The sequence below is a fragment of the Brevibacillus sp. TJ4 genome (assembly GCF_044627595.2).
GTDB lineage: Bacteria > Bacillota > Bacilli > Brevibacillales > Brevibacillaceae > Brevibacillus.
In genome coordinates, this window is the sequence record NZ_CP185865.1 from 2,228,035 (window position 1) to 2,252,195 (window position 24,161).

Annotated in this window: 21 protein-coding genes; 2 read left to right on the top strand and 19 right to left on the bottom strand. The window is 53.5% G+C overall.

The window, feature by feature from the left end:
• Positions 1 to 196: 196 nt before the first annotated feature.
• The 5 genes from ssuE to ACAF76_RS10885 all read right to left on the bottom strand — a co-directional run bounded on the left by ssuE (position 197) and on the right by ACAF76_RS10885 (position 5,691).
• Entirely contained in the window at positions 197 to 760 is a 564-nt protein-coding gene (gene ssuE, locus ACAF76_RS10865) for an NADPH-dependent FMN reductase (RefSeq protein WP_400163575.1), read from the bottom strand.
• A gap of 65 nt (positions 761 to 825) precedes the next feature.
• Positions 826 to 1,290 carry a DinB family protein gene (locus ACAF76_RS10870; protein WP_400163576.1) on the bottom strand — a complete coding sequence of 155 codons (465 nt, stop codon included), beginning with the start codon at positions 1,288 to 1,290 and terminating at the stop codon, positions 826 to 828.
• Positions 1,287 to 2,627, bottom strand: a complete 1,341-nt coding sequence (locus ACAF76_RS10875; RefSeq protein ID WP_400163577.1) for an LLM class flavin-dependent oxidoreductase — start codon at positions 2,625 to 2,627, stop codon at positions 1,287 to 1,289. The genes ACAF76_RS10870 and ACAF76_RS10875 overlap by 4 nt, the downstream gene beginning before the upstream one ends.
• A 164-nt stretch (positions 2,628 to 2,791) precedes the next feature.
• A complete protein-coding gene (locus tag ACAF76_RS10880) occupies positions 2,792 to 3,691 on the bottom strand; it encodes a LysR family transcriptional regulator (protein WP_400163578.1) in 900 nt (299 codons plus the stop codon).
• A 170-nt stretch (positions 3,692 to 3,861) separates the two neighbouring features.
• Entirely contained in the window at positions 3,862 to 5,691 is a 1,830-nt protein-coding gene (locus ACAF76_RS10885) for a UbiD family decarboxylase (protein WP_400163579.1), read from the bottom strand.
• 272 nt (positions 5,692 to 5,963) lie between these two features.
• On the opposite strand from ACAF76_RS10885, the gene ACAF76_RS10890 reads away from it, so the two are divergent.
• Both ACAF76_RS10890 and dapF read left to right on the top strand, forming a co-directional pair.
• Entirely contained in the window at positions 5,964 to 7,229 is a 1,266-nt protein-coding gene (locus tag ACAF76_RS10890; RefSeq protein WP_400163580.1) for a dicarboxylate/amino acid:cation symporter, read from the top strand.
• A 12-nt stretch (positions 7,230 to 7,241) separates the two neighbouring features.
• A complete protein-coding gene (dapF, locus tag ACAF76_RS10895; protein WP_400163581.1) occupies positions 7,242 to 8,096 on the top strand; it encodes a diaminopimelate epimerase in 855 nt (284 codons plus the stop codon).
• A 101-nt stretch (positions 8,097 to 8,197) separates the two neighbouring features.
• Here dapF and ACAF76_RS10900 read toward each other — a convergent pair whose 3' ends face one another.
• From ACAF76_RS10900 to ACAF76_RS10965, 14 genes are all read right to left on the bottom strand, one after another.
• Positions 8,198 to 9,355 (bottom strand): P1 family peptidase, encoded by a 1,158-nt coding sequence (locus ACAF76_RS10900; protein ID WP_400163582.1) that lies wholly within the window; start codon positions 9,353 to 9,355, stop codon positions 8,198 to 8,200.
• Positions 9,356 to 9,578: 223 nt separating this feature from the next.
• Entirely contained in the window at positions 9,579 to 10,418 is an 840-nt protein-coding gene (locus tag ACAF76_RS10905) for a M55 family metallopeptidase (protein ID WP_400163583.1), read from the bottom strand.
• 22 nt (positions 10,419 to 10,440) lie between these two features.
• Entirely contained in the window at positions 10,441 to 11,862 is a 1,422-nt protein-coding gene (locus ACAF76_RS10910; RefSeq protein WP_400163584.1) for a serine hydrolase domain-containing protein, read from the bottom strand.
• Between the two features lie 3 nt (positions 11,863 to 11,865).
• Complete coding sequence (locus tag ACAF76_RS10915) at positions 11,866 to 13,275, bottom strand: serine hydrolase (RefSeq protein WP_221843415.1); 1,410 nt, start codon at positions 13,273 to 13,275, stop codon at positions 11,866 to 11,868.
• A gap of 1 nt (position 13,276) precedes the next feature.
• Positions 13,277 to 14,107 (bottom strand): GNAT family N-acetyltransferase, encoded by an 831-nt coding sequence (locus tag ACAF76_RS10920; RefSeq protein ID WP_221843414.1) that lies wholly within the window; start codon positions 14,105 to 14,107, stop codon positions 13,277 to 13,279.
• A 19-nt stretch (positions 14,108 to 14,126) separates the two neighbouring features.
• Positions 14,127 to 15,254 (bottom strand): o-succinylbenzoate synthase, encoded by a 1,128-nt coding sequence (gene menC, locus ACAF76_RS10925; RefSeq protein WP_221843413.1) that lies wholly within the window; start codon positions 15,252 to 15,254, stop codon positions 14,127 to 14,129.
• Between the two features lies 1 nt (position 15,255).
• Complete coding sequence (locus tag ACAF76_RS10930) at positions 15,256 to 16,245, bottom strand: ABC transporter ATP-binding protein (RefSeq protein WP_400163585.1); 990 nt, start codon at positions 16,243 to 16,245, stop codon at positions 15,256 to 15,258.
• On the bottom strand, positions 16,242 to 17,228 hold the full coding sequence (locus ACAF76_RS10935; RefSeq protein WP_221843411.1) for an ABC transporter ATP-binding protein: 987 nt from the start codon (positions 17,226 to 17,228) through the stop codon (positions 16,242 to 16,244). The genes ACAF76_RS10930 and ACAF76_RS10935 overlap by 4 nt, the downstream gene beginning before the upstream one ends.
• 28 nt (positions 17,229 to 17,256) lie before the next feature.
• Entirely contained in the window at positions 17,257 to 18,144 is an 888-nt protein-coding gene (locus ACAF76_RS10940; protein WP_221843410.1) for a serine hydrolase, read from the bottom strand.
• A 27-nt stretch (positions 18,145 to 18,171) separates the two neighbouring features.
• Complete coding sequence (locus ACAF76_RS10945) at positions 18,172 to 19,092, bottom strand: ABC transporter permease (protein ID WP_400163586.1); 921 nt, start codon at positions 19,090 to 19,092, stop codon at positions 18,172 to 18,174.
• Between the two features lie 16 nt (positions 19,093 to 19,108).
• A complete protein-coding gene (locus ACAF76_RS10950) occupies positions 19,109 to 20,029 on the bottom strand; it encodes an ABC transporter permease (RefSeq protein ID WP_400163587.1) in 921 nt (306 codons plus the stop codon).
• Between the two features lie 17 nt (positions 20,030 to 20,046).
• Positions 20,047 to 21,657 carry an ABC transporter substrate-binding protein gene (locus tag ACAF76_RS10955; RefSeq protein WP_400163588.1) on the bottom strand — a complete coding sequence of 537 codons (1,611 nt, stop codon included), beginning with the start codon at positions 21,655 to 21,657 and terminating at the stop codon, positions 20,047 to 20,049.
• Between the two features lie 29 nt (positions 21,658 to 21,686).
• Positions 21,687 to 22,547 carry a MurR/RpiR family transcriptional regulator gene (locus ACAF76_RS10960; RefSeq protein ID WP_400163589.1) on the bottom strand — a complete coding sequence of 287 codons (861 nt, stop codon included), beginning with the start codon at positions 22,545 to 22,547 and terminating at the stop codon, positions 21,687 to 21,689.
• A gap of 45 nt (positions 22,548 to 22,592) precedes the next feature.
• Positions 22,593 to 24,062, bottom strand: coding sequence for a M81 family metallopeptidase (locus ACAF76_RS10965; RefSeq protein WP_400163590.1), 1,470 nt, complete (start codon positions 24,060 to 24,062; stop codon positions 22,593 to 22,595).
• Between the last annotated feature and the right edge of the window lie 99 nt (positions 24,063 to 24,161).

Genomic DNA, 24,161 nt, shown 5'->3' on the forward strand with positions numbered 1-24,161 from the left:
GCCACGTGGACACTTGTGCATTTTCTCTTGTACCCTATTGTACATACAATCGCACATATTTGCAGCAGGAGAAAAAGAAAAAATGCCGTGGCGTACTCGTACCATGGCTTTTCATGCGGTCACACTTTTGTCGCATAGCGGTTGACCGGTATCGGCAAGCCTGTTTCCTCGCAATGCGATCGTTGTCACCTTTTGTTCAGAACGGAGAGCTTCCTTTGGCCGGCGATGGTGTCTGGTAAAGGGCGGCTTCTCGCAGCAATTCGAAAATGGACTCTTTTAATCGCTGATGCACGGCCTCATCAATCTCAAAACTGCCATCCTCGTATCGCCGTACTTGTTCGTCCACGACGTAGACCCCCTGCAGTTGATTTGTAGCCCCAAGTGCGGACAAAACCGGTTTCAAGGCGTAATCGATGGACAACAAATGAGCGATCGTGCCGCCGATGGCAACGGGCATCACCACTTTTCCGACCAATCCCTTTTGCGGTAGCAGATCGAGGAACAGCTTCAGCACGCCCGTGTACGAGGCTTTATAGACCGGGGTTGCGACGATGACTGCATCCGCTTGCTCGACTGCTTTGGTCGCTTCTATGATTTCCTTGCTGTCAAACTTCGTATGGACCAAATCCTCCGCCGGCAAGTCGCGGACGTCGATCCGCTGCACGCTGTGGTCGGCCAGCCATGCTTCGGCCTGAAGCAGAATACCATGCAAACGTGACTTGCTGTTCGGGCTTCCCGAAATAATTACGACCTTTGCCATCGTAAAACACTCCTTTGTGGGGGGATTTGCAAACAAACGACAACACTGCACGTATGAGCACCGTTTTACAATGCGTTTTTGATTCGCTCGATCTGCTTCACATGTACGTGGACATGCTTGATAAACGCATGGTACGACTGTTCGACGCTCACCGTTTCGCCTTTGGCGTTTGTCCCCGTCTTTTTCCAGTCGTCTGGCGCAAAGCGCTGAAACAACAGGCGGTTGAACGCAACCAAGGTGCCAAACAGATGCAAGTAATCCTCCGCATCGCCATCGTTGGCGCGGGAAGCATGGACCCATGGATCTTGGGCAAATGCGGGCAACTGCACTTCAGTCTCGGCAATCAGCTTGCGCAGCCGAAACGAGAAGACGATGCTGTGATCTGCCAGATGGGAGAGCACCTCAGTCACGCTCCATTTGTCCGCGGCAGGCTTCCAGTTCAACTGTTCTTTTGTCAATCCTTGTGTCGCTTCTGTTAACAGGGTGTATGTCTCCGTATACGGATTCAGATCGATACCTTGCTGTGTCATTGTACGTTCACTTCTCTTTCTTTGGCATAACGGTTCACTGGAAAGGACAGCCCGAGATTGCCGCGCAGCGTATCCGCTTCGTATTCCGTCCGGTACAGTCCGCGCCGCTGCAAAATCGGTACGACGTGTTCGATGAAATCATCCAGTCCGTTTGGGATCATCGAGTTAATGATAAAGCCATCCGCCCCCTGTTGTTCAAACCACGCTTGCACGCGATCGGCTACCTGCTCCGGTGTGCCGAGAAAAGCCGTCCGCGGCGTCGCTTCTAGCAAAGCAACCTGGCGAAGAGTCAGATTGTTTTCCTGCGCCATTCGTTTGATACGGTCGGTCGTGCTTCGAAAGCTGTTTTTTCCCAAATCGCCGAGGTCAGGAAACGGTTCATCGAGCGAATATTGGGAAAAATCGTGATGGTCGTAATACCTGCCCAAGTAGGCAAGTGCCTGCTCCATTGTGACAAGACTGGCCAACTCCTGGTACTTGCGCTCCGCCTCTTCTTCCGTTCCTCCCAAGATCGGGCTGATCCCAGGCATAATGACAAGCTCGTCGGGGTTACGCCCGAGCGCTTTTGCCCGCCCTTTTACGTCCTGGTAAAAATGTTGTGCCTCGGAAAGCCTTCCGTGTCCGGTGAAAACCGCATCGGCTGTATGAGCTGCCAGGTTTTTCCCCGCTTCCGATGAGCCCGCCTGAAAGATCACAGGCTGTCCTTGCTTCGATCTGGCAATGTTCAATGGGCCTTGCACGGAGAAAAACTCACCCTTGTGATCAAGCCGGTGCATCTTGCTCGGGTCGAAAAAGACGCCTGTCGCCTTGTCCCGCACAAACGCGCCGTCCTCCCAGGAATCCCACAGCCCCTTTACGACATCGATGTATTCCGTCGCAATCCGGTAGCGTTTGGCATGGTCAGGGTGCTCGGCAATCGTTTTGCTGAAATTGAGGGCAGACCCTTCCAGCGGCGACGTCACCACGTTCCATCCTGCGCGGCCGTCGCTGATTTGGTCGAGCGAGGCAAACTGTCTGGCTACCGTAAACGGTTCGCTATACGAGGTGGAGACAGTGCCGACGAGCCCGATCCGGGAGGTCACTGCCGCCAAAGCGGATAAAATCGTCAGCGGCTCAAACCGGTTGAGGAAGTGAGGAATCGATTTTTCGTTGATGTAGAGGCCGTCAGCGACAAATACCAGATCGAATTTTCCAGCTTCCGCTTTTTGCGCCTGACTTTTATAAAAATCAACACTCACACTTGCGTCCGCCTGCGCCTGCGGGTGCCTCCATCCGGCGATATGCCCGCCCACACCGTGCAGCATGGCGCCAAATTTGAGTTGTCTTGGTTTCGACATCCTGCGCTTCCTCCTTCATCTGATCGAGTCGTCATCGGCACGCATATTTTAAATTAATCATATCAATTTACTTGGTATTTGCAGTTGTTACCAGCTTATCACCGCGCTCGCCCTTCGTCAACGGGCTGGATGATTGACTTCTTTTATCGAATGATGAAAAGAATCTATGAACCCGTACCCGTCATCATCATGTGCTGCACCTTGTGCGCCAAGGACTGAAAAGCGTTATGCCACACGGAGCCGCCTTTGGGCGAGACGAGGTTGGTGCGCAAAAACAGGTTGGCAATCGCCGGGACACGCAGAGGAAGCAGCCTGCCTTGAAGGGTTTCCTCCCTGACGCAAAAGGACGGCAAAAAAGCGATTGCCATCTTATTCAGCAGCAGCTTCTTCGCCGTTTCCAGATTGTCGACCTGGTAGGCGATGTTGGGCGGGTGGTCCAGGCTTTCAAACAGGAGGTGAATACGCATCCAGTCAAATGACCCGCATTCAAAAAACACGAACGGTTCATCCCTTACAGCCTCGATTTCGATTTCGCCCGATTGCGCCAACGGATGCCCTTCGTAGACGAAAAGCCGGATCGGGTCCTCGAGAAATTTCACACTATGGATCGCCGGATGGTACAGATTGCGGATAAAGCCGATGTCGATTTCCTTGTCCAGCACCTTTTCGATGATGGCCTCGCTCGAAGAAGTCACGATCTTCACATGCAAACCCGGAAATGTCTCGGCTACCATCGGCAGAATCTCCGGAACAAGGTAACTGGATGCGGATACAGTACAACCGATCCGCAGCTCGTCATCGCGCGTGATCATCTTTTTTAGCTGCTGCTGTCCCCTTTTATACGTCTGCAGCACCTGTTGTGCATAAGGCAGGAACTGCTTGCCATTTTCCGTCAATGCAAAGCCGCGGCCGTCACGCTCAAACAGTTTGGTGTCCAGCTCCCTCTCCAATGACTGAATTCGCGCCGTGATTGAGGGCTGGGACAAAAACAACGCTTCCGCTGCCTTGTGAAAGCTGTGAAAATGGACGACGTAGACGAAGGCTTCCAGATTGGCAATATTCATCCTCAACACTCCTCATGTGTTCCATGACCTGATTATTCCAAGATTATTCATATTATTCCTATTTGTAAAGTGTGTTTTTTGGTTAGAAATGAACAGGCCGCCTTCCCGCGTAGAAGACAGCCTGTTTGTATGCGTTGCTATGCAGTGGTCGAAAGTAGACATCCCTAGAGCTAGAGGATTCCCGCCAGACTGCCGCCTTTGGCGAAAAGGCGATCAATCTTTTTCTCGACCGTCGGATCGGGGATCAACGGTGGTGCGTGATGCGGCTTGATCCGCGCGTCGATGATGACGTTGTCGCACGACCAGTGCTTGTTTTCGTAAAAGCTGTTTACCCCGTACATATCATGGGACGGATTGCTGCGCGTAAAGGTCACCCAGAGAAAGTTTTTCAGGTTGGCGCTGACAAAAGTGCTGTCGTCGCACAAAACAATCAGCGGGCAGGAGTCCAGTGCTCCGCGCGCCTGGATCGCTTCGCACAAGCCCTGCACGACTTTTTGCTCATTGGCGTAATCGGTAAAAGCCGGAGCTTGCAGCGCCACTACGCCCGGCATGACCCATTGCGCATTTTCAAAATTGCCCAGCTCCTTGAGCACTTCCGGCACTTCTTTGCACAGATCCCGCTTTTTCTCACCGTAAGCGGCGAAGACGACCTTGCTGCCGCTGTTCAGTCCAGTACCCGAATAATCGAGCGTGTCGATCGTCGTGTTCGTATGGAAATGGAGGTCGCGGCGCAGGTCGATCCGCTCCAGGATGTAGCCGAGGAAGTCGACCTCGTCATGTGTATCCAGCGGACGCTCCTGCTCAGCGGTAATAAACAGGTACTTGGCCAGACTGAGCTGTCCGTATCCAAGGATGCGGTTGGCCGTCGTCAGCAGCTCTGTCGGCTGCTTCACTTGCAGGTACGGCGTATACCGCTCGCTTCCGATCGCGAACAGCAGCGGATGCACGCCGGCGGCATCCACGGCATGGACTTCCTTGACCCCCGGCAACTCCTGCGTGATCGCGTCACCGGTAAGCTGGTGGATCAGATCGCCAAAGGATGTGTCCTCCTGGGGTGGACGCCCTACGACGGTAAACGGAAAGATCGCGTTTTGCCGGGCGTACACCTTGTGCACGCGCATCAGCGGAAACGGGTGGACAAGACTGTAGTAGCCGAGATGATCGCCAAACGGTCCTTCCGGCTTCGTCTCATCGGGGTAAATTTCTCCGGTGATGACAAAGTCTGCGTCGTTGCTGATGCAGTAGCCATCCACATAGCTGTGGCGGAAGCGGCGTCCGGCGAGCAGACCGGCAAACGTCAATTCGCTCAGTCCTTCCGGCAGCGGCATGACAGCCGACAGCGTGTGGGCGGGCGGACCGCCGATAAAAATGCTGACCTTTAGCGGCTGCCCCAGCTTCTTCGCTTTCGTGTGGTGTACCCCGATCCCGCGATGGATTTGGTAGTGCAAGCCGATCTCTTTGTCTTGCACGTATTCATTACCGCTCAGTTGGATGCGGTACATGCCAAGGTTGGATTTCATAATGCCCGGGTTTTCCGGGTCTTCCGTGTAGACTTGCGGCAGCGTGACGAAGGCTCCGCCATCCATCGGCCAGCTTTGAATCTGCGGCAGGTCGGAGATGCGAATCTCCTGAGCCGCCACCGGCATGCTGCCGGACGTTCGCAGAGGAAGCGCTTTTAGTGCGGCAATCCCGTTGGCGATATTTTGAAAAGGCTGCTTCAGCGCCTTCATCGGATCGTTGCGAAGCGCCACGATATTCTCGGCGGCTTTCCAGGTGCTGCGAAAGATAAACTTGCTGCGCTCCACCGTTCCGAACAGGTTGGACACGGCGCGAAACGGCGAGCCTTTTACCCGTTCGAAGAGCAGGGCGGGCCCGCCAGCTTCGTATACTTTCAGATGGATCGCTGCCATTTCCAAGTAAGGGTCTACTTCTTCGTGAATACGGATAAGGTGTCCGTTTTTTTCCAGGTCAATTACGCATTCTTCCAAATTGCGATACATCGTACTGGCTCCATTCCTTAGAATCTAGTGCGCTCTCTTTATTTTACCAGCACTTGTGCCGCTTTCCCACATCTACAGCAAACTGACTGTGAATATTTCGCGTGTCTGTGTCTGACAGTGCTGATCGACGAGAATACAAAAAAGCAGAAACATATCGTAGCACAGTCAAAAAAGATTCTGTCACCACAAATTATTTTCTGAAGATTTTAAAAAGAAAGTCTGTATAATGATACTAGACTTTATGATTTTATTTGATAGGGAGGTAATCTTGCATGGTTGAAGGAAAGAAAAGCAGTGTTTGGCAATCGTATCGCTATCCCATTATGCTCCTCATCTGTATCGCGCTCGGTGCTGTCATCGGGACCATGATGGGCAAAGACGCCGTGGTCTTGAAGCCCTTTGGCGACATCTTCATCAACATGATGTTTACGATTGTCGTCCCGCTCGTCTTCGTCAACATCAGCAGCGCAGTTGCCAACATCGTAGATTTGAAGAGGCTGGGAAAAATCCTCGGGGTCATGCTCGCCGTCTTCGTAATTACCGGCATAATCTCATCCATCCTCATGCTGGTCGGAGTCTCGATTTTTCCGCCATCAGAAGGAATCAACGTGGAACTGAAGGCACCGGAAGAAATCAATCAGCTCAACACGGCTGACCAGTTTGTGAAAGCCTTCACCGTCTCCAATTTCAGCGATCTTTTATCCCGCCAGAACATGCTTGCCCTCATTGTCTTTTCGATCTTGTTTGGATTATCTGTCAGTCTGGCTGGCGAGAAGGGACGAAAAGTCGCTGAAGGATTGAATGCCCTGTCGGAAGTCATGATCAAGATGATCAAGATTTTGATGTATTATGCACCCATCGGTCTCGGCGCCTATTTCGCCAACCTGGTCGGCGTGTTTGGTCCCGACCTGCTGGGCTCATACGCGAGAGCGATGGCCATTTATTATCCGATCTCTTTCCTATATTTTCTGATCGCTTTTACAATCTACGCCTATCTGTCCATGGGCAAGAGAGGTCCTCGCCTCTTCTGGAAAAATGCGATCTCTCCCGCTGTTACTTCTTTCGCCACTGGCAGCAGTGTCGCCACGATTCCGGTAAACTTGGAAGCTGCCAAAAAAATCGGCGTTCCCAAGGACGTGCGGGAGATTGTCATCCCGTTCGGAGCTACCGCCCATATGGATGGCTCCTGTCTGAGCGCAATCCTGAAAATTTCATTCATTTTCGGACTGTTTAATATGCCCTTTCACGGTTTCGACACCTATCTGACCGCGATCATGATCGCCGTGTTGAGCGGGGTCGTCATGTCCGGGGTTCCAGGCGGCGGCTTTATCGGAGAGATGCTGATTGTCACCATGTACGGCTTCCCTCCTGAGGCACTGCCTATCGTCGCAATGCTCGGTACATTAGTCGATCCGCCTGCGACCATGGTCAACGCTACCGGTGATACTGTTGCCAGCATGATGGTCGCACGCATCGTCGACGGGAAAGAGTGGATGAAAAAGAAGATACTCGGCCAGGAAAACACGGCTTCCATGTAAAGGAGAACAATCGTGACCCCTCTCAAGATTCCTTTTATGAAAATGAACGGCTGCGGCAACGATTTCATCGTCGTCGACAATCGCCAGGGCATTATGGACGAATTTGATTTGTCCCGGTTTGTCCAACGTGTGTGCGCGCGAGGAATCTCGCTGGGTGCTGATGGCTTTATGATGCTGGAGCACTCCGATCGCGCGGACTTCAAGATGCGCTATTTCAACGCAGACGGCAGCGAAGGGGAGATGTGCGGCAACGGGGCGAGATGCCTGTCCCGCTTCGCCCACGCCGTCGGAGCAGCAAAGGACACGATGTGGTTCGAAACTCTGGCGGGGTTCTACCATGCCCGCATTCAACCGGAATCACAGCTCGTAAGCGTAAGTTATCCTGATGTCGTACTGAATGAGCTGAAGCTCAACCAGTCCTATCCAACAGATGGACCATCTGCGCTGTATCATTACGGTTGGGTCGGGGTCCCCCATACTGTCTGGTTCGTCGACCGGCTTGCAGCGATTTCCGATCGGCAAATCATTGACTGGGGCAGACACATTCGCTACGATAAAACACACTTTCCCCAAGGGACCAACGTCAATTTTGTCGAGGTCCTGGACGCACATACCTTGCAGATCCGAACCTACGAACGCGGAGTCGAAGCGGAGACCTATGCTTGTGGTTCTGGTTCGACAGCAGCGGCGGTGATCGCCGGAATGCTCGGACTGGTAGAGGCTGGTTCGCCTGTGAGCGTCCATACTCGCGGCGGCATCTTGCAGATTTCCTATCAGCTTGCAGATGGGCTGGCACAGGAAGTAATCATGGAAGGAAACGCTAAAATAGTAGCCTCCGGCGAGCTTCTCCCGGATGCTTGGCTGTAACGGAAGACCGATTCATGCGAAAAAGCCCTTCCCGTCAAGGAAGGGCTTTCATCACGTTTGCAACAACCACTGTCCATCTCCAACTATTCCCAGCCCAAGGCTTACCGGGAGGCAAGATCACGATAGGCCGGCAGCCCCTCTGCTCCCTCCGCCGCTTTAATAGCATTGACGACAGCTGCCGCCAGAACCTCAGCTGACAAAGTCCCGACCAGGTTGACGGATGCGTCCACTCCGCCTGTAGCTACCGCAAATACGGTATCGCCGTCACTCATCGTATGGACGGGAAAGATGGACTTCGCAAGGCCATTGTGGGCCATCTGCGCTACCTTGTTGGCTTGCGTCTTGTTCAGATTGGCATTGCTGGCGACGACGGCTATCGTCGTGTTGGTGCCGCTTGGAACAGGAGGCGCGCTCTGCTCGATCATCCAGGATAAGGCGTCGCGGATCTGCCCCTGGTCGTCGCGTGCCCCCGCCAGGATTTCCCCTGTAACGGGATCCTGAACCTGACCGACGGCATTGACTGCGACCACTGCCCCTACGACCAGACCATTTGGCAGCCGGACTGAAGCGGAGCCCAATCCTCCCTTCATCGCCCGATTGCCGCCCGCCAGCTTGCCTACTGTCGCCCCTGTCCCCGCTCCTGCATTTCCTTGCTTGACGGGATTCTTGCTGGCAATTTTGGCGGCTTCGTATCCCATCTTCTGATCGGGCCGAACCTTGGCGCTGCCAAAGGACAGATCAAAGATCACGGCTGCCGGTACAATCGGCACAACACCGACGCCTACCGGATGTCCGATGCCTTGCTCCTCCAGAAAGCGCATGACCCCGCTCGCGGAGTCGAGGCCAAATGCGCTTCCCCCTGTCAAAACGATGGCATTTACCTTTTCTACCATATTGATCGGATTCAGCAAATCCGTCTCTCTTGTCCCCGGTGCCGATCCGCGCACATCTACGCCGCATGGCGAGCCTTCCTCCAACACCACGACGGTACACCCTGTCATGGCTGTCAGATCCTGCATTTGCCCTACTTTGACTCCTGGCACATCTACAATCGTACCGCCCGGTTCAAACAGGCTGTCCGCCGCTGCTGCAGCTGTGCCTGCCGCTGCCTGTGATGCAGCAGACCCCTGGGCGCTGACAGGATCGGCACCCGCCGCCAACAGGCTGCCCGGGACCGCTGCAGCTAGACCAAGCATGGCTGCTTTGGTGAGAAATTCTCTGCGGGAATAAGAACGGTTGTCCATTTCCTGGTCGTACATGTTCCTCACACCTTTTGTTTTTCGTCCTATTTTATAATTTTTTGAATATTTAGTCTAATATTTTCCTTCCTCAAAAGTCAGCAAGATTTTTCGACAAAAAACACGCCGCTGCGTAAAAACTGCGGGGCTTGCGTAATCGCGCATGAATTTCCAGAAGCGACAAAAACGCTCAACCTCGTTCAACAAATCGTTGAAAAAGGCTGAGCGTTGATTTGGGCAAGTTTTAGGTTCCTGTGATCATCCGATTGACTTGGCTCGTCACTAGCAGCATCGCTTGCAAAACGGGCATTATCTCGGCGACGTTCTGGGACTTGTAGCGGATGGTTCGGCCATCGATCAGTTCCACATTAGGCATCCAGCTAACGGCTGTCGCAAATTGCGATCGGGTAAACTCGACAACCAGGGTGTTCTCTTCCTGCTGCTGGATCGGTTTTACGGCACTTCGGTTCAGCAGTGCTTCCTTGGCTCTCCGGCGGATCAGTTCTCGCGCCCGCTGAGGATGCAGGGCTAGAGAGGAGAGACCGGTAATGCCTGATTTTACGGCAACGGTTAAGACGCCCGGAATATCCTCTTCTACTTCCCGAGCCGTCTGCTCATCCCCGGTCACCAAAACAACCGGGACGTCAAAAGCTCCTGCGATGGCGGCATTCAGGCCTGCTTCTCCCACTTCTTTTCCATTCAATATCAGGCGATGGATGGCAAGCCCGGACAGCGTGTGGTTGAGCACGGCCTCGCCTGATCCTGCCTTCCCGTGGTAACCGATGAAAAAGGCAGCGTCACAGTTTTCATCAATTCCCTGCATCATGCACAGCGGCTTGAAAAAGCCACGGATCACGTCTGCCGCGGGGTGCAGTTCTTCCAGAATCAGATTGTTCATCGGGCCGTGGGATTCGTTGACAATAATCTGCGTCGCGCCAGCTTCCAATGCTCCTTCAATCGCTGCGTTCACGTCCAACGTCAACAGCTTCCGTCCCGCTTCATAATGCCTGCGGCCAGGCAAGACATCATCCCATTCGCTTATACCCGAAATCCCTTCCATATCCAAGGAAATAAATACTTTCACGAGGCGCCCCTCTCCCTTCTGATTACGCTTCCGCTTTTGGCAATTGACGCGAGCCCAGAGCGAAGCGTTTGATCTCTCCCGACTGGCTCCTGACGAAGCGGACGAGCGTATCTACCCCTCGTCGTGTAAACAGGAATTCATCTTTGCCGATCGGGCGCAGCGGCAATGTCTCGCCTCCCATGCCAAGAAGCAGTTGTTCAGCATCTTGATCTGTCCGAATCTGAACTTCCCCTCCTTCACCTGACTTGAATGTCCCTTCATACTCCTTGATCTGCGCAATCGGGATTTCATAGTCCGCAAAGCTCGCATACTGGGTCCCCGGCGGACGGGAGAACAGGTTGTTCAACAATTCCAGCGTCAATTCCGAAATCGGAGCATCTCCGATATTGGACAAGAGGATGCCTGTCAAGCCTGCTTCCGGCAGGATCAGCATTTGTGACGTGATTCCCTTTAATCCTCCCATGTGCTGGATGAGTGTCACCCCTTCCGCAAAAGGGATGATCCCTAGTCCGTACCCGTAGCCGCGGATAGCATCCACCTTCGCATGCGGCGATACCATTTGCTTTACGCTTTCCTCGGAAAGGATGCGGGCGCCACCCGAAATACCGCCGGTTCGGAACAATTCCGCGTACCGCAGCATGTCTCTCGCAGACGCCTTGAGAAATCCCGCTGCACGCATGGTTGGAGAATCCCACCAGAGGGGTGCGCGGTACACCTCTTTTACGCCGTCCTTTTCTTTGGCTGCGTACAGGGTGGAATGATTGTCATCTCCCAGTTCCTCGACAAAGAAGACGGAACGATTCATCCCCAGCGGCTGCAAAATGCGTTCCTGCACATAGCTTTCATAGGTTTGCCCAGTGACACGTTCGATGATGGTCCCCAACAGGGCGTAAGCATCATTCGAGTAACTGAACTCCGTGCCTGGCGGGCCCAACAATTCAATCGGCTGTTCGGCGATATAATCCATCAATTGCTCAAAGGTGTCGATCGGCTCTTTGCCGGCAAATTCGGGGTGTTTCAACAGTTCTTCTGCTGCCGGATCATCCTGCATGCTGCGCTGCGTCGCGGGGATCAGCGAGGAAAGCGGCGGAAGTCCTGGCGTGTGAGTCATAAAGTGGTGGATCGTGACTTGTCGGGTATGCTCCTCTTCGGGTGTCCGGAACTCTGGCAAATAGCGTATCACCGGATCATGCACGGACAGTTTTCCTTGCTCTTGAAGCTGCATGATGGCGACGCAAGTAAACGATTTGGTGATCGAGCCGATGCCGAAGACCGTATCCAGATCAGCCGGAATTTTCGCTTCCCGGTCGCGATAGCCAAAGCCTTTTTGATAGATCAACTGCCCATCCTTGGCAACGGCGACGAACGCTCCCGGAACTTTCATTTCATCGATCAAGTCCTGGGCATACGCATCAAAGGTCTGTTCCCATGTCAGAACCCCCATTTCTCATGCTCCCTCCATTTGCTTGATGAGCTGACGGAAGTGAAAGGAAACCCGACTGACTTCTCCTGTATCACTGCGGATAAAGCGAATGTACCTCTCCTGTCCTGTCCCCAGCTTAAAGACAAAACTGTCTTCCTTGACTGCACGCAGCGGGAGGGTCATGCCTTGGAACTGCAGTTCGAGTCCTTCGTCGTTCAAGGAAACCTGCACCTTCTCCCCTTCTCCGGACTGATACTCGCCAATGTATTCATTCAAAAGCTCCGCAGATACGGAATAGTCAGGATACAGCGCGATGGGTTCTTCGACCGGAAGTGATTGGGCAGTGTTTATCGCCGCCGCCAAAAGCTCCGCGGAAGGCGAGCCGTCCAGATTGGTCAAAATAACGCAGGATATTCCCTGCTCGGGTATGATGCAAAGCTGTGCTGCTACCCCTTTTATCGCACCGCCATGCTCGATCAATGTCCCCCCACGAAAATCAGGCGTCACCATAAATCCGTAGCCATAATGGCGAGACGGCTCCAAACCTGCATAGTTGCCGATCATCTGACGGACGCTTTCTTCAGACAAGATGCGGACGTCCCCTACCATCCCGCCTGTACGGAAAATTTCCGCATACGCGAGCATATCCCGTCCTGTAGACTTGAGGAAACCGGCAGCCCGCATAGATGGCGCATCCCACCAGAGGGGAGCCGCAATGACTTCTTTCTCCTGGGCAGCTTTGTTGCTCGTATACAAAGTAGTGACATCCTCATAATCTTCCAACTCTTCGATCAAAAAGACGGTGTGCTTCATGCCAGCCGGTTCGAGGAGATGCTCCTTCAGGTAGCTCTCATACGACTGTCCACTAACCCGTTCGATAATCGCTCCCAGCAAAGAATAGCCATCATTGCTGTAGCTGAATTCCGTACCCGGTTCCCCGAGCAGTTCTACGTCCAAACCTGCAATAAATGCCATCAACTGCTCATACGTATCGATGGGGGCATGACCCGTATGATCGACGCCGCCCTGATTTCCCTCCATCACCGGATCCATCTCCATACTGCGCCGCATCGCGTAGTACAGCGTGGGCAGCGACGGCAGCCCAGAGGTGTGCGACATCAGGTGAGCGATCGTGATCCGCTTCGTCCGCTCTTCGTCTTTCGTCCGAAATTCCGGCAAATACGTGACAACCGGATCATGAACCGAAAGTTTGCCAGCTTCTTGCAACTGCATGATCGCGACACAAGTAAAGGACTTGGTGATGGAGCCGATGCCAAACACAGTATCTGGAGTGACTTTTGCCTGCTTTTCCCGATCGCGGTAGCCAAGTCCTTCAGCGAAATGCAATTTTCCGTCCTTGGCAATCCCGATAAAGGCACCGGGCAGCTTGGCGTCTTCCATCAGTTTTCGTGCATACGCTTCCAATGGATGCATGTCACATTTCCCCCTCGACATTTTTTTCTAGCACATACGCGTGAACCGGTTCGTCACTTTTGAGCAAACCGATTACGGTGTACCCTTGCGAAAAAGCCGACTTGCACATGTTGCGCAATGCTAATCGCCAATCCATCGCCACATGGAGAGCGTCTTGTTTGAGGCTGTGAATCGACGCAGGGACACCCAGCAAAATACCCGGATACTCACCCATGCCCTCCCGAATCAATGGTCGAGGACGTTTTTGTTCGTCAAGCACCCAATCGAGCAGACGCGGGTACGAGCTCCATATCGGCTCTTCGTTTTTCCCGCCCCCTATCCCAACCATGCTACGCTTGCCATTCAACTCCCATTCCAGCAAAAAGCGGTCAGACGGCAATCCCTTGTTGATTCCGTCATGCATCTCACCGTAGTAGGATTCCATGTATTTCCTCACCTTGCCGCCCAGTTTGCACAAGTTGAGGTAGGCATTGCGCGACTCCAGCGGATCATAGGTCCAGACAATCGTGTCGTACCCGTATTCCAAGGCCCATTCACGCTGCATCAGCTTGAGCTTCTTGCCGATGCCCAAGTCCCGGTACTCTGGCAGGATTCCCAGCATATGCGAGCACAGAAATCCTTGGCCTTCACGAAATCCGGCGAAACCATAGCAAAAGCCGACGGGCAAGTCTCCATCATATGCTGCGATCACGACTCCGCCATTGTGAGACGCAGCCAACAGCTGGGCAGCTGGAGTCATAACTCCTTCTCCCCATATCTTGCATTGCAGCTCTTCCATTTCGGCCATCTGGGCAGCGGATGTGACAGTTCGGTATTCCAGTACCTGATTCATTTGCTCACTCACCTCCGAATCAGGATTTCACATCCGCCATTGTGTAGCTTTTTTCGTGCACTTGCAGGGCTTGAACCGCCGACCAATTGATCGCGTAGCCAATCCCCGGGCCTTCCGGAACAGCCAGAATTCCTGGTTTAAGGAAAGCCACCTCGGGAACAACAATGTCCTGTTCCCAGTAGCGGTTGGACGTAGATGTATCGCCTGGTATGGTGAAATTTGGCAAAGACGTAATGGCTATATTGTGCGCTCTGCCGATCCCGCTCTCCAACATGCCTCCGCACCAAACCGGAATGTTGTGCGCCTGGCAGAGATCGTGGATTTTTTTGGATTCCGTCAGTCCTCCTACGCGCCCGATCTTGATGTTGATGATCTTGCAGCTCCCCAGTTCGATGGCACGTCTGGCATCCTCCGCTGTATGAATACTTTCGTCGAGACATATTGGCGTCTTCAATTGATTTTGCAAAAAAGCGTGATCGACGATGTCATCGTGTGCGAGAGGCTGTTCGATCATAATCAGATTGTACTGGTCCAGTTCTTTCATGATGTCGATCTGCTCCAGGGTATACGCCGAGTTGGCATCTGCCATCAACGGCAGCGAGTCGCCAAAGCGTTTGCGAAGAGCTTCAATCAAGGCAATGTCAAAGCCCGGCTTGATTTTCACCTTGATCTTTTTGTAGCCCTCGGCAACAAAGCCTTCTACTTTCTGCACGACATCCTCTACGGACGGCTCGATCCCCACGCTTACGCCCACTTCGATTTCCTTGCGTTCGCCGCCAAGTGCTTGAGCCAACGTGAGTCCTTTCTGCTTCGCATACAGATCCCATACCGCCCCTTCGATGGCTGCCTTCGCCATATTATTGCGGCGTATCGGGGCAAAGAGACGGGTCACGTCTTCCGGCTTCTCGATCGGACTGCTCAGCACCAGCGGAATCAGAAAGGTTTCCAGCATGTAGATGATCGTATCTGTCGTTTCTTCATTATAAAAAGGAAACGGCATAGCTACGCTTTCCGCGTACCCTGTCTCTCCTTCCCCATGCGCACTGACCAGCAGGAAATCGCGTTTCGTCTGTACGCCAAAACTCGTCTCGAATGCGTGCTTCAGTGGCAGGTGCAAGCGTCTTACTTCAATTTTCTCGATCTTCATGCTATCGCTCCTTTTCTGATGACTCATAAAGATGGCAAGCAACAAAATGTTCTCGTTCGATTTCAAGTTCCTGGGGACGTACACGTCGGCAAATCTCCATCGCCTGGGTGCATCTCGGATGAAAGGCGCAGCCTTCCGGCGGATTGGCTGGACTTGGCACATCGCCTCCCAGTACAATTCGTTCCTTTTTCTGATTGGGATTGGGGATCGGGACAGCGGACATCAATGCTTGTGTGTACGGATGCATGGGCTGCTCGAACAGTCGCCGCTTGTCGGCAATCTCGACGATACGCCCCAGATACATGACGGCGATCCGGTCGCTGATATGCTTGATGACACCGAGATCATGCGAGATGAACAAATACGTCAGTCCCAGTTCCTCCTGCAAATCCTGCAGCAAATTCAGGATTTGCGCCTGAATGGAGACGTCCAGAGCCGACACAGGTTCATCGGCTACGATCAGCTTGGGTCTGGCAGCGATGGCGCGTGCGATGCCGATGCGCTGTCTTTGCCCGCCGCTGAATTCATGCGGATAGCGGTCGGCGTGATTCGGATTGAGACCGACGAGCTGGAGCAAAGCCAGTACCCGCTCGCGCATCTCTCTCGGATTCGCAACCTTCTCTCCTACCGAGAGTGCTTCCGCCAAAATGGTGGAGATTGTCAGACGCGGATTCAGGGAGGCGTACGGGTCCTGGAAAATGATTTGCATCTGGTTGCGCATCCCCCGCAGCTTCGCTGGCGGCATGGAGATCAATTCTTCTCCTCCGAATCGGACTGAGCCTGCGCTCGGTCGAACCAGCTGCAGAATGCTGCGCCCTGTCGTCGATTTGCCGCAGCCGCTCTCTCCGACGATTCCCAAAGTCTCGCCTTGCCGCAGTTGAAATGAAACGCCGTCCACCGCTCTGATCTCACCTGTCTTTTGTCCGAACAACCCTTTTTTCAAAGGGAAATAGGTTTTGAGGTCTTCCACGACCAGCAGCGCGTCGTTCATATCGCCACCTCCTGATCCGCATACACCCAGCAGCGAACGGAATGCTTGCCTGTGTGAATCATCGGCGGCTTTTCCCGGGCGCATCTTTCCATGGCATGGGTGCAGCGGGAGCGAAACGGACAGCCATCCTGCACCTCTCCCAAAATCGGCACATTTCCTTCTATCGGCTTCAAGCGCTTGTTCTCCCTGTCCAGACTCGGGATCGATTGCAGCAGACCGACCGTATAGGGATGTCTGGGAGAGGCAAACAAGGTCTGCACGTCTGCTTCTTCGACGATTTCTCCGTAGTACATCACCATGACCCGGTCCGCCATCTCTGCTACGACGCCCAGATCATGCGTGATCAAGAGGATCGCTGTATTTGCCTTGCGTTTCAAGTCATTCATCAGGTCGAGGATTTGCGCCTGAATGGTGACATCGAGAGCGGTAGTCGGCTCATCCGCAATCAGGAGATCCGGCTGGCAGGCCATCGCCATGGCGATCATGACGCGCTGCTTCATTCCCCCGGAAAGCTGATGGGGGAAGTCATGGACGATTTTCTCCGCGCGGGGAATCCCCACTTTTCGCAGCATCTCGATGGTCTGGGCCCGTCTTTCCTGCTTGCTTGCACTCGTATGCAGACGAAATACCTCGTCGATTTGCCGACCGATGGAATGGACGGGATTGAGCGAGGTCATCGGCTCCTGAAAAATCATCGAGATGTCAAAGCCGCGAATCGCCCGCATTTCGCGCTCCCGTAGCTGGTTCAACACCTTGTCTTTGAAACGGATGCTGCCTTCGACGACTCCCAGCTTTTTTGCAATCAATCCCATGATCGACAGGGAAGTAAGGCTTTTGCCGCAGCCTGACTCCCCGACCAATGCCACGGTTTCTCCCGATTGAATCTGAAAACTGACTTGATTGACTGCCGTAAACATGCCTCGCTCGGTCTTCAGCTTTACAGAGAGCCGGTCGATATCCAACACGGTCTTTTTTTCGTTCATCGTACAGCCCCCTATCCTTACGATTGCTTTACTCCTGGACGAAATGCTTATAGGCTGTCTGGGCCAGACGGGCAATTACACGCTCTCCCTCTTTGACGGAAGGATTCCCGGAGGAAAGCGCTGCGATGGCAAACGCCCCTTTGTCATCGGGAAGATAGACAATGCCGACATCATTCACCACATGACCGACCGTACCGGATTTGCAGGCGATAATGGTTTGATCCGGCAACAGATACGGGATGCGATTGCGCAATTGCTGCCGCTGCATGATATCGAGCACGCCATCGGACGCTTGCTCAGACGCCAATTTCCCTGTGCCGATCAGCTCCAGCAGCCTGCCCATGTCTGCCGGTGTCGCCACATTGTTTTCAGGTGACGCTTGGAAAATGGAGCTGTCGGGATCAAAACCTGATGTTTGAAAAGATTCCGTCAGCTTCCGGAAGCCTTCAGCCCCTTTTTTCTCCCCGGCCATCCCCGCTCCGATGCTTAGCAGCTCCCAGCAATCGTGCTTGATGGAGATTTGCGTCAAGCCCAAATCTCGCATGTATGCCTCCACTCGCTCCTTCCCGATGATCTCCAGCACTTTGTCCGTAGCCAGGTTGTCGCTGACGATGATCATCAGTGTCGCAAGATCCTTCACAGCCACCTCTGCCCCCGGAAGAAATTCCTTCAATACCCCCGAGCCTGGGACCAGATCCGCTTCGGTCAGACGATACCGCTGCTCCAGGCTGACTAAGCCGGCATCCACATCGCGAAAAAGTGTCGCCAGGATCGGCACCTTGAACGTGCTGGCCATCTGAAAATACTCTTCGGCTCGAATCTGTGCCTCTTCACCGGTACTCATATGCTTGACGACCACTCCAAAGGTTCCTGAACTTTCCGACAATACAGCCTCCAGCTTTTGCTGCAAGTTCATATCATGTTCCCCTCTCTGTCCCAACGATTATTTAGGGTCCAACGCATCGCGCAGTCCATCGCCCAAAAGGTTAAAGCCCAATACCACCAGCATGATCGCCAGTCCGGGGAATATGGACATCCACCACGCTTGACCCAGGAATGCTTTGCCGACGTAGACCATGGCTCCCCACTCCGGCGCAGGCGGCTGTGCCCCCAGACCCAGAAAGCTGAGCGCTGCGGCAGCGAGTATGCTGGTGCCGAATTGCAAGGTCATCAAGACGATGATGGGAGACAGGATGTTCGGCAGGATATGCTTCACCAAAATGACTCCGTCGCGGATTCCCAATGCCCGTACGGCTTCAATGTACTCTTTTTCCCGAATGGAGAGGACCTGGGCGCGGACGACCCTCACATAGGATGGGATCACGGCGATGACGATGGCAATCATGGCATTGGTCAAACCCGGTCCCAGCACCGCGATGATGGCAATTGCCAGCAGCAAGGCAGGCAATGCAAGCAAGATATCCATCACCTGCATGATGTAGAGCTCCACTTTGCGGTAGTAGCCGGCAATCACGCCGAGGGTAACTCCGATCAAGGACGCGACGGTTACGGTGACCAATCCTGTCAACAGCGAGATGCGGCCCCCGTACAAAAGTCTGGAAAAGATGTCGCGGCCAAAGTCATCCGTCCCCAGCAAATGTGCAGGTCCTGGACCCATCAGCCGATCCTGGAAATTCATCTCATCAATCGGGTAAGGAGCAATCAGCGGCGCACTAGCACAGCCAATTGAAAAAATCAGCAAGATCACGGCACCGAACATCGCCGTTTTGTTGCGCGCCAGGCGCTTCATCACTTGCACCCAGTAGGATACCGGAGGAGGAGCTACCTGATTATCGGCAACCCGACTCGTAGACGATGTCCTGCTCTCATCTGCGATTTCAAGTTGACTCGCGTTTTCATTCATGTTTTCCCGCTCCTTCCTACTCGTATTTAATCCGCGGATCGAACAGGGTGTACAACAAATCAACCAAGAGATTGGTCAAGGCGAACAGAACGGCTGCGAAGAAGACGATCCCCTGGATGGTCGGCAAATCCCTTTTGCCAATGGCTTCGATCGCCAGGCTGCCCAATCCCTGCAAAGAGAAAACCGTCTCGGTCACGATGGCTCCTGCCAACAAGGAGCCAAACTCCAGTCCGATCAGCGTCAGGACGGGAATGATGGCATTTTGCAAGCCGTGCATCAGAATGACTGACGTCCGCGGCGCGCCTTTGGCTTGTGCGGTCCGCATGTATTCCTGCTTGATCACATCCAGCATGCTTGATCGCGTCATCCTGGCAATCATCCCTGCCCCGCCCAATGCAAGCGTGATCGACGGGAGAACCAGGGAATAGAAGCCGTCGTAGCCGGATATCGGGAAAATCGAAAGCTGATACGCAAAAATCCAGATCAGAAACAAAGCGATCCAGAAGCCTGGCGCCGAAATTCCCAGCAAGGAAAAGAAGACGACGAGGCGGTCCACCCACGTATTCTGCTTCACCGCAGCAATCATGCCGACCGCTATGCCGATCACTGTCGCAAGGATGATGCTGTACAAAGCAAGCTGAAGTGTAATCGGGAAGCGATCCTCAATCTCCTGCCAGACCGTTATCCCTGTGATGTAGGACGTCCCCAGATCGCCTTGCAGCAGCTTGCCGACAAAACTGAAATAGCGCATGATCCAGGGCTGGTCCAGACCGAGCTGGGCGTTCATCGCAGCGATGGCCTCTTCCGTGGGGTAGTCCCCGAGCAGGTATTGCACGGGGTCCCCAGGAATCAGGTGTACCAACAGAAAGATGAGAATGGTGACGCCCAGCAGCGTTCCCAAGAGCGACAGCAGTCTTCGGAATAAATATCGATGCAAACGCTCCATCTCCCTTTTTATTTGGTGATCTTGATGTCTCCAAACAAGATATCGCCTGTGAATGGATTCAATTTGTACCCTTCGATATTACGCGTTGCGGTTACCGTTTCCGAGACATACAGCGGAACCCACGGTGGATTTTTCACCAGGATCTCCATGGCTTCCTCATAGACCTTCATTCGCTCCTCCTCATTCAGGGTGGTGCGTCCTTTGGTCAGAAGCTCATCTACCTTCGGATCGGAATAATGGACACGCTTGGAATTGTTCGTCTCCATCAGCAAATAGAGAATGTCGGGATCATTCAATCCAAAGTAGAGCAGGAAAAGCTCGTGATTCCCTTTGATCGCCCGATCCTTTACTGTCGCGGCATCCGTGACCGCGATCTTGATGTCGAGGCCGATTGCCTTGAGCTGGTTTTGCAGAATCTGCGCGACGCGTTGCAAGACCGGATCATCCATTAAAAGAAGTTCCAGGGAGAACGGCTTGCCGTCCTTTTCCACAATGCCGTCCCCGTCGCTGTCTGTATAGCCTGCCTCTGCCAGGAGCTGCTTTGCTTTCTCTACATTGTAGCCGTACATGTCTTTGGCCATGTTCTCGATTCTTTCACTATGTCCCGGAATGGTAGGCGGCAGCGGTCCGTAGATCGGCTGGGCAAAACCGGACAATGCGTACTGGACGATCGGCTCCCGGTCGACGGCCATGGCAATCGCTTGTTTGACGCGGACATCCTTGAAAACGTCCTTCTGGTTGTTAAAGCCCAGATATTTCATGCCCTGCTCCATGCTGGTTTCGATTTTGACGCCGGGTATGGCTTGCAATTCCTGGACATACGTGGTGGGGACTTCTTGCAAAATATGGATGGTGCCTTTCTTGAATTCGAGGATGCGAGTGTCATCGTCTTTCAGGAAGCGGAACATGATTTTGTCCACATAAGGCGCTCCCGGATTGTCCGCATACACCTGGCCCCATTTATAATCCGGGTTCTTCTCATAGGTAAGGGACGCGCCTCGCTTGGTTTCCGCGTTCATGAACGGGCCTGTGGCAGAGGGAGCTTCCCCGAATTGATCGCCCTTTTCCTTCAGGCGTTCGGGGTCCAATGGCGTGATGAAAGTCCCGAGTAGCATGTTTGCAAACGGGGCGAACGGTTCCTTGAAGGAAATCTTCACTGTATGCTGGTCGACTGCTTCGACTTTTTCGATGGGGCCTGCCAAATCTTTCACTGGTGAGATTTCGGCGAAGCGTTCGATGGATAGCTTGGCCGCTTCTGCTGTCAATGGAGCACCTGAGTGAAACTTCACATCCTGACGCAACTTCAAGGTCCATACTTTCCCGTCATCGGATACTTCCCAGGATTCTGCCAGATGAGGGACCAGGTTTCCCTGCATGTCGCGGCTAAGGAAGGAGTCATAGGATTGATTGTTGGTATTGTCCAGCCAGGTGGATTTTTGGGAGTCCAGTGTATCCGGCTCCACCGGCGCAGCTACGACGAGCGTCCCTCCCTCTGTCGCTGTGGCCGGCTGCTCCGGTGTCGAAGTATTGTTCTGGCTGACACTCGTGTTGGAGGAACAGGCTGCCAACAACAACGCCACGCCAATTCCGATCGATGCCAAACTTCTCCATTTCATCATGCCATATGCCCCCTTACCCTGAATGATCTTTACTCTTTTTGTTGAACAAACGGATAAAATTGCTCGCTCGTCTGATCGTACCGCTTGATTCGTTTCTGCACTTGTTCCCGATCCATCTGCGCCACACCGCTCACTACGGCATTCAGCAGCGTGAAAATCGCGGACATCCCTTTTAATGTAGCCGGGGAAGGAGTGGAGACCTTCAGCAAAACATCTGCGACAGGGCCGATTGGTGACAAATCATGGTCGGTAACGCCCAAGACGGTGGCTCCTTTTTCTTTGGCAGCCTTGGCAAAAAACAATGTGTCCTGTAAATAGCGCGGAAAATAGAGAACGATCACCAGCCACCCCTCATCCGCTTCCGAGATCAGGTAATTGGCATCATCCATCTGTCCCCTGTAGAGATGGGTATCGCCCTTGACGATATTTAGGGCATAGGACAGCCAATAGGCAGGAGCGTAGCTGGTGCGTCCTCCGAGAACGACGATTTTTCGCGCTGCAAGAATCGCCTGGATCGCCTGGTCAAAGACACGCCGATCCAGGTCGGCCAAGGTTTTGCGGATAAAGGCTAGATCTTGCTCCATCGTAAAGGAAATCACATCATCGCTATCCTGGAATTCATAAGCCGAGTCGTGAAAGGTCTGCACCACATTTTCGCGTATCACGGGGAACAACAAAGACTTGCGGATCTCGTTTTGCAGTTCACTGTACCCCGAATACCCCAGCGAGTAGCAGAGACGGATAACGGTTGTTTCACTGGTCCCGGTCAAGGACCCGATAACTTTTGCCGGATGAAGAGCAATCTGATTCGGTTCATCGAGTAGGTATTTTGCGACTGTTTTTTGCTGGTTGGTCAATTGTTCGTATGATTTGCGAATTCTGTCTTGCATGCTCTCCATTACATCACCTGTTTTCTAAAATGTTGGCTCGTCCGTCTAAGGCAGCGAGACGCTATCAAGCGGATAGACGGGCCTGTTCAAGCGTCTGTAGTCAAAGGACGCAAACTGCAAAGTAGTCAGCCCTGGCGAATCTACGGTGACGATCTTCGCAGCGATCGGCTCGAAGCTGGCGCGGAAGTGTTGGCTGGATTTCAGGGAGACGATCTTGTACTTTGTAACATCAATGCCATGCAGGAGGAAGACTTGTTCATCCAGCACCTGCGTTTTGACCGAGCAGACGAGGATATCCACGCCATTGGCTTGCAGACGAGCCGATTTGCCGAGATGGACAGGAGATCCTTTGCCCATCGGCGAGGAGGTGATAAACGAACCGTCTGTCAGTGTTTTGACATACGCGGTCAGCTCGATCGGGGCACCGTGAAGCTGATCGGTCTTGCCTCCCAGTCTGACCTGGATAGTGGAACCCACCCCTTTCTCGTGAGCCAATGCTGCTACTTCCGGATCGTAGATAAAGCCGAAGCAGGCGTCCTCAAGACCGGCCTCCAGCATGGCTCGGAGCAGATAGGTTCCGTCTCCCGGCGTTCCACCCCCTGGATTGTCAGAGGTTTCATTGATGACGACTGGATATGCCGTCGCAGCCTTTGCCAGTTCCAGCCCCTCCTGGGGTGAGAGAATGTTCAAGGAAAACTCCTCGCGCTTTTCCCAGATAACCCGCGCCACATCTTCAGCGGCCTGCTGCGCCAGCTTTTCATCGTTGTTCGTAACGGCCACCACCGTAACACCCAGTTCTGGAATATCGGTGTAAGGGAAGCCGTGGAAAAACGCGCAATCCACGACGCCTGGCTTCTGCTCCCATTGGTAGCAGACCTCGTTGATGTCTTTTGCCGGAGAAATATTTGTGGTAGAGGTCGGCACGATCAGCGGCAATTTCGCTCGATACATCCGAGGTACCAGCGTTCCCTTCACCATTTTTTCTGCAAGCTCCACTGCTTCCTTCCCCCGCTCGTAGCAGTCCGTATGCGGATAGAGATGAACCCCTAGCAGGATGTCGGCCTCGGCAATCATCTGATCCGTGATATTGCCGTGCAGATCCAGTGTCACGATGAGCGGAATTTCGTAGCCTACCTGTTGGCGGACAGCCTTCAGCAGGGCTCCTTCCAGATCGTCGATCCCATCTGCCACCCCAGCTCCGTGCAGCGACAGGCAGATGGCATCCGCACTCCCTGCTGCTGCGATTCCAGACAAGAGCTCATCACGCAAAGCCTCGTAGGTTTCCCTGGTGATGGTTCCCGCGGGATAGGCACTAGCGGCGAACGCCCCGACTACCTCGATGCCCCGCTCTTCCGCTGCATCGACCATTCCCCCCAGAAAATCCCTCACCCCTCTGTGAGCGCTGACAATCTCTTCTCCTCTGGCCCACTCCCACAGCTCAAACATATCCCGCGTTGTTGGGACGTTTGAGAACGTGTTCGTCTCGTGCATGACTTCCGCAATGACAATTTTCATGCTCGCTCACCCTCCGATTTCTCAAAATCGAATCATTCTGAAGTTTAGACTTTATCATTTGAAAATTTTTGAAGTTATAACTCTAGTTGGATTATATGC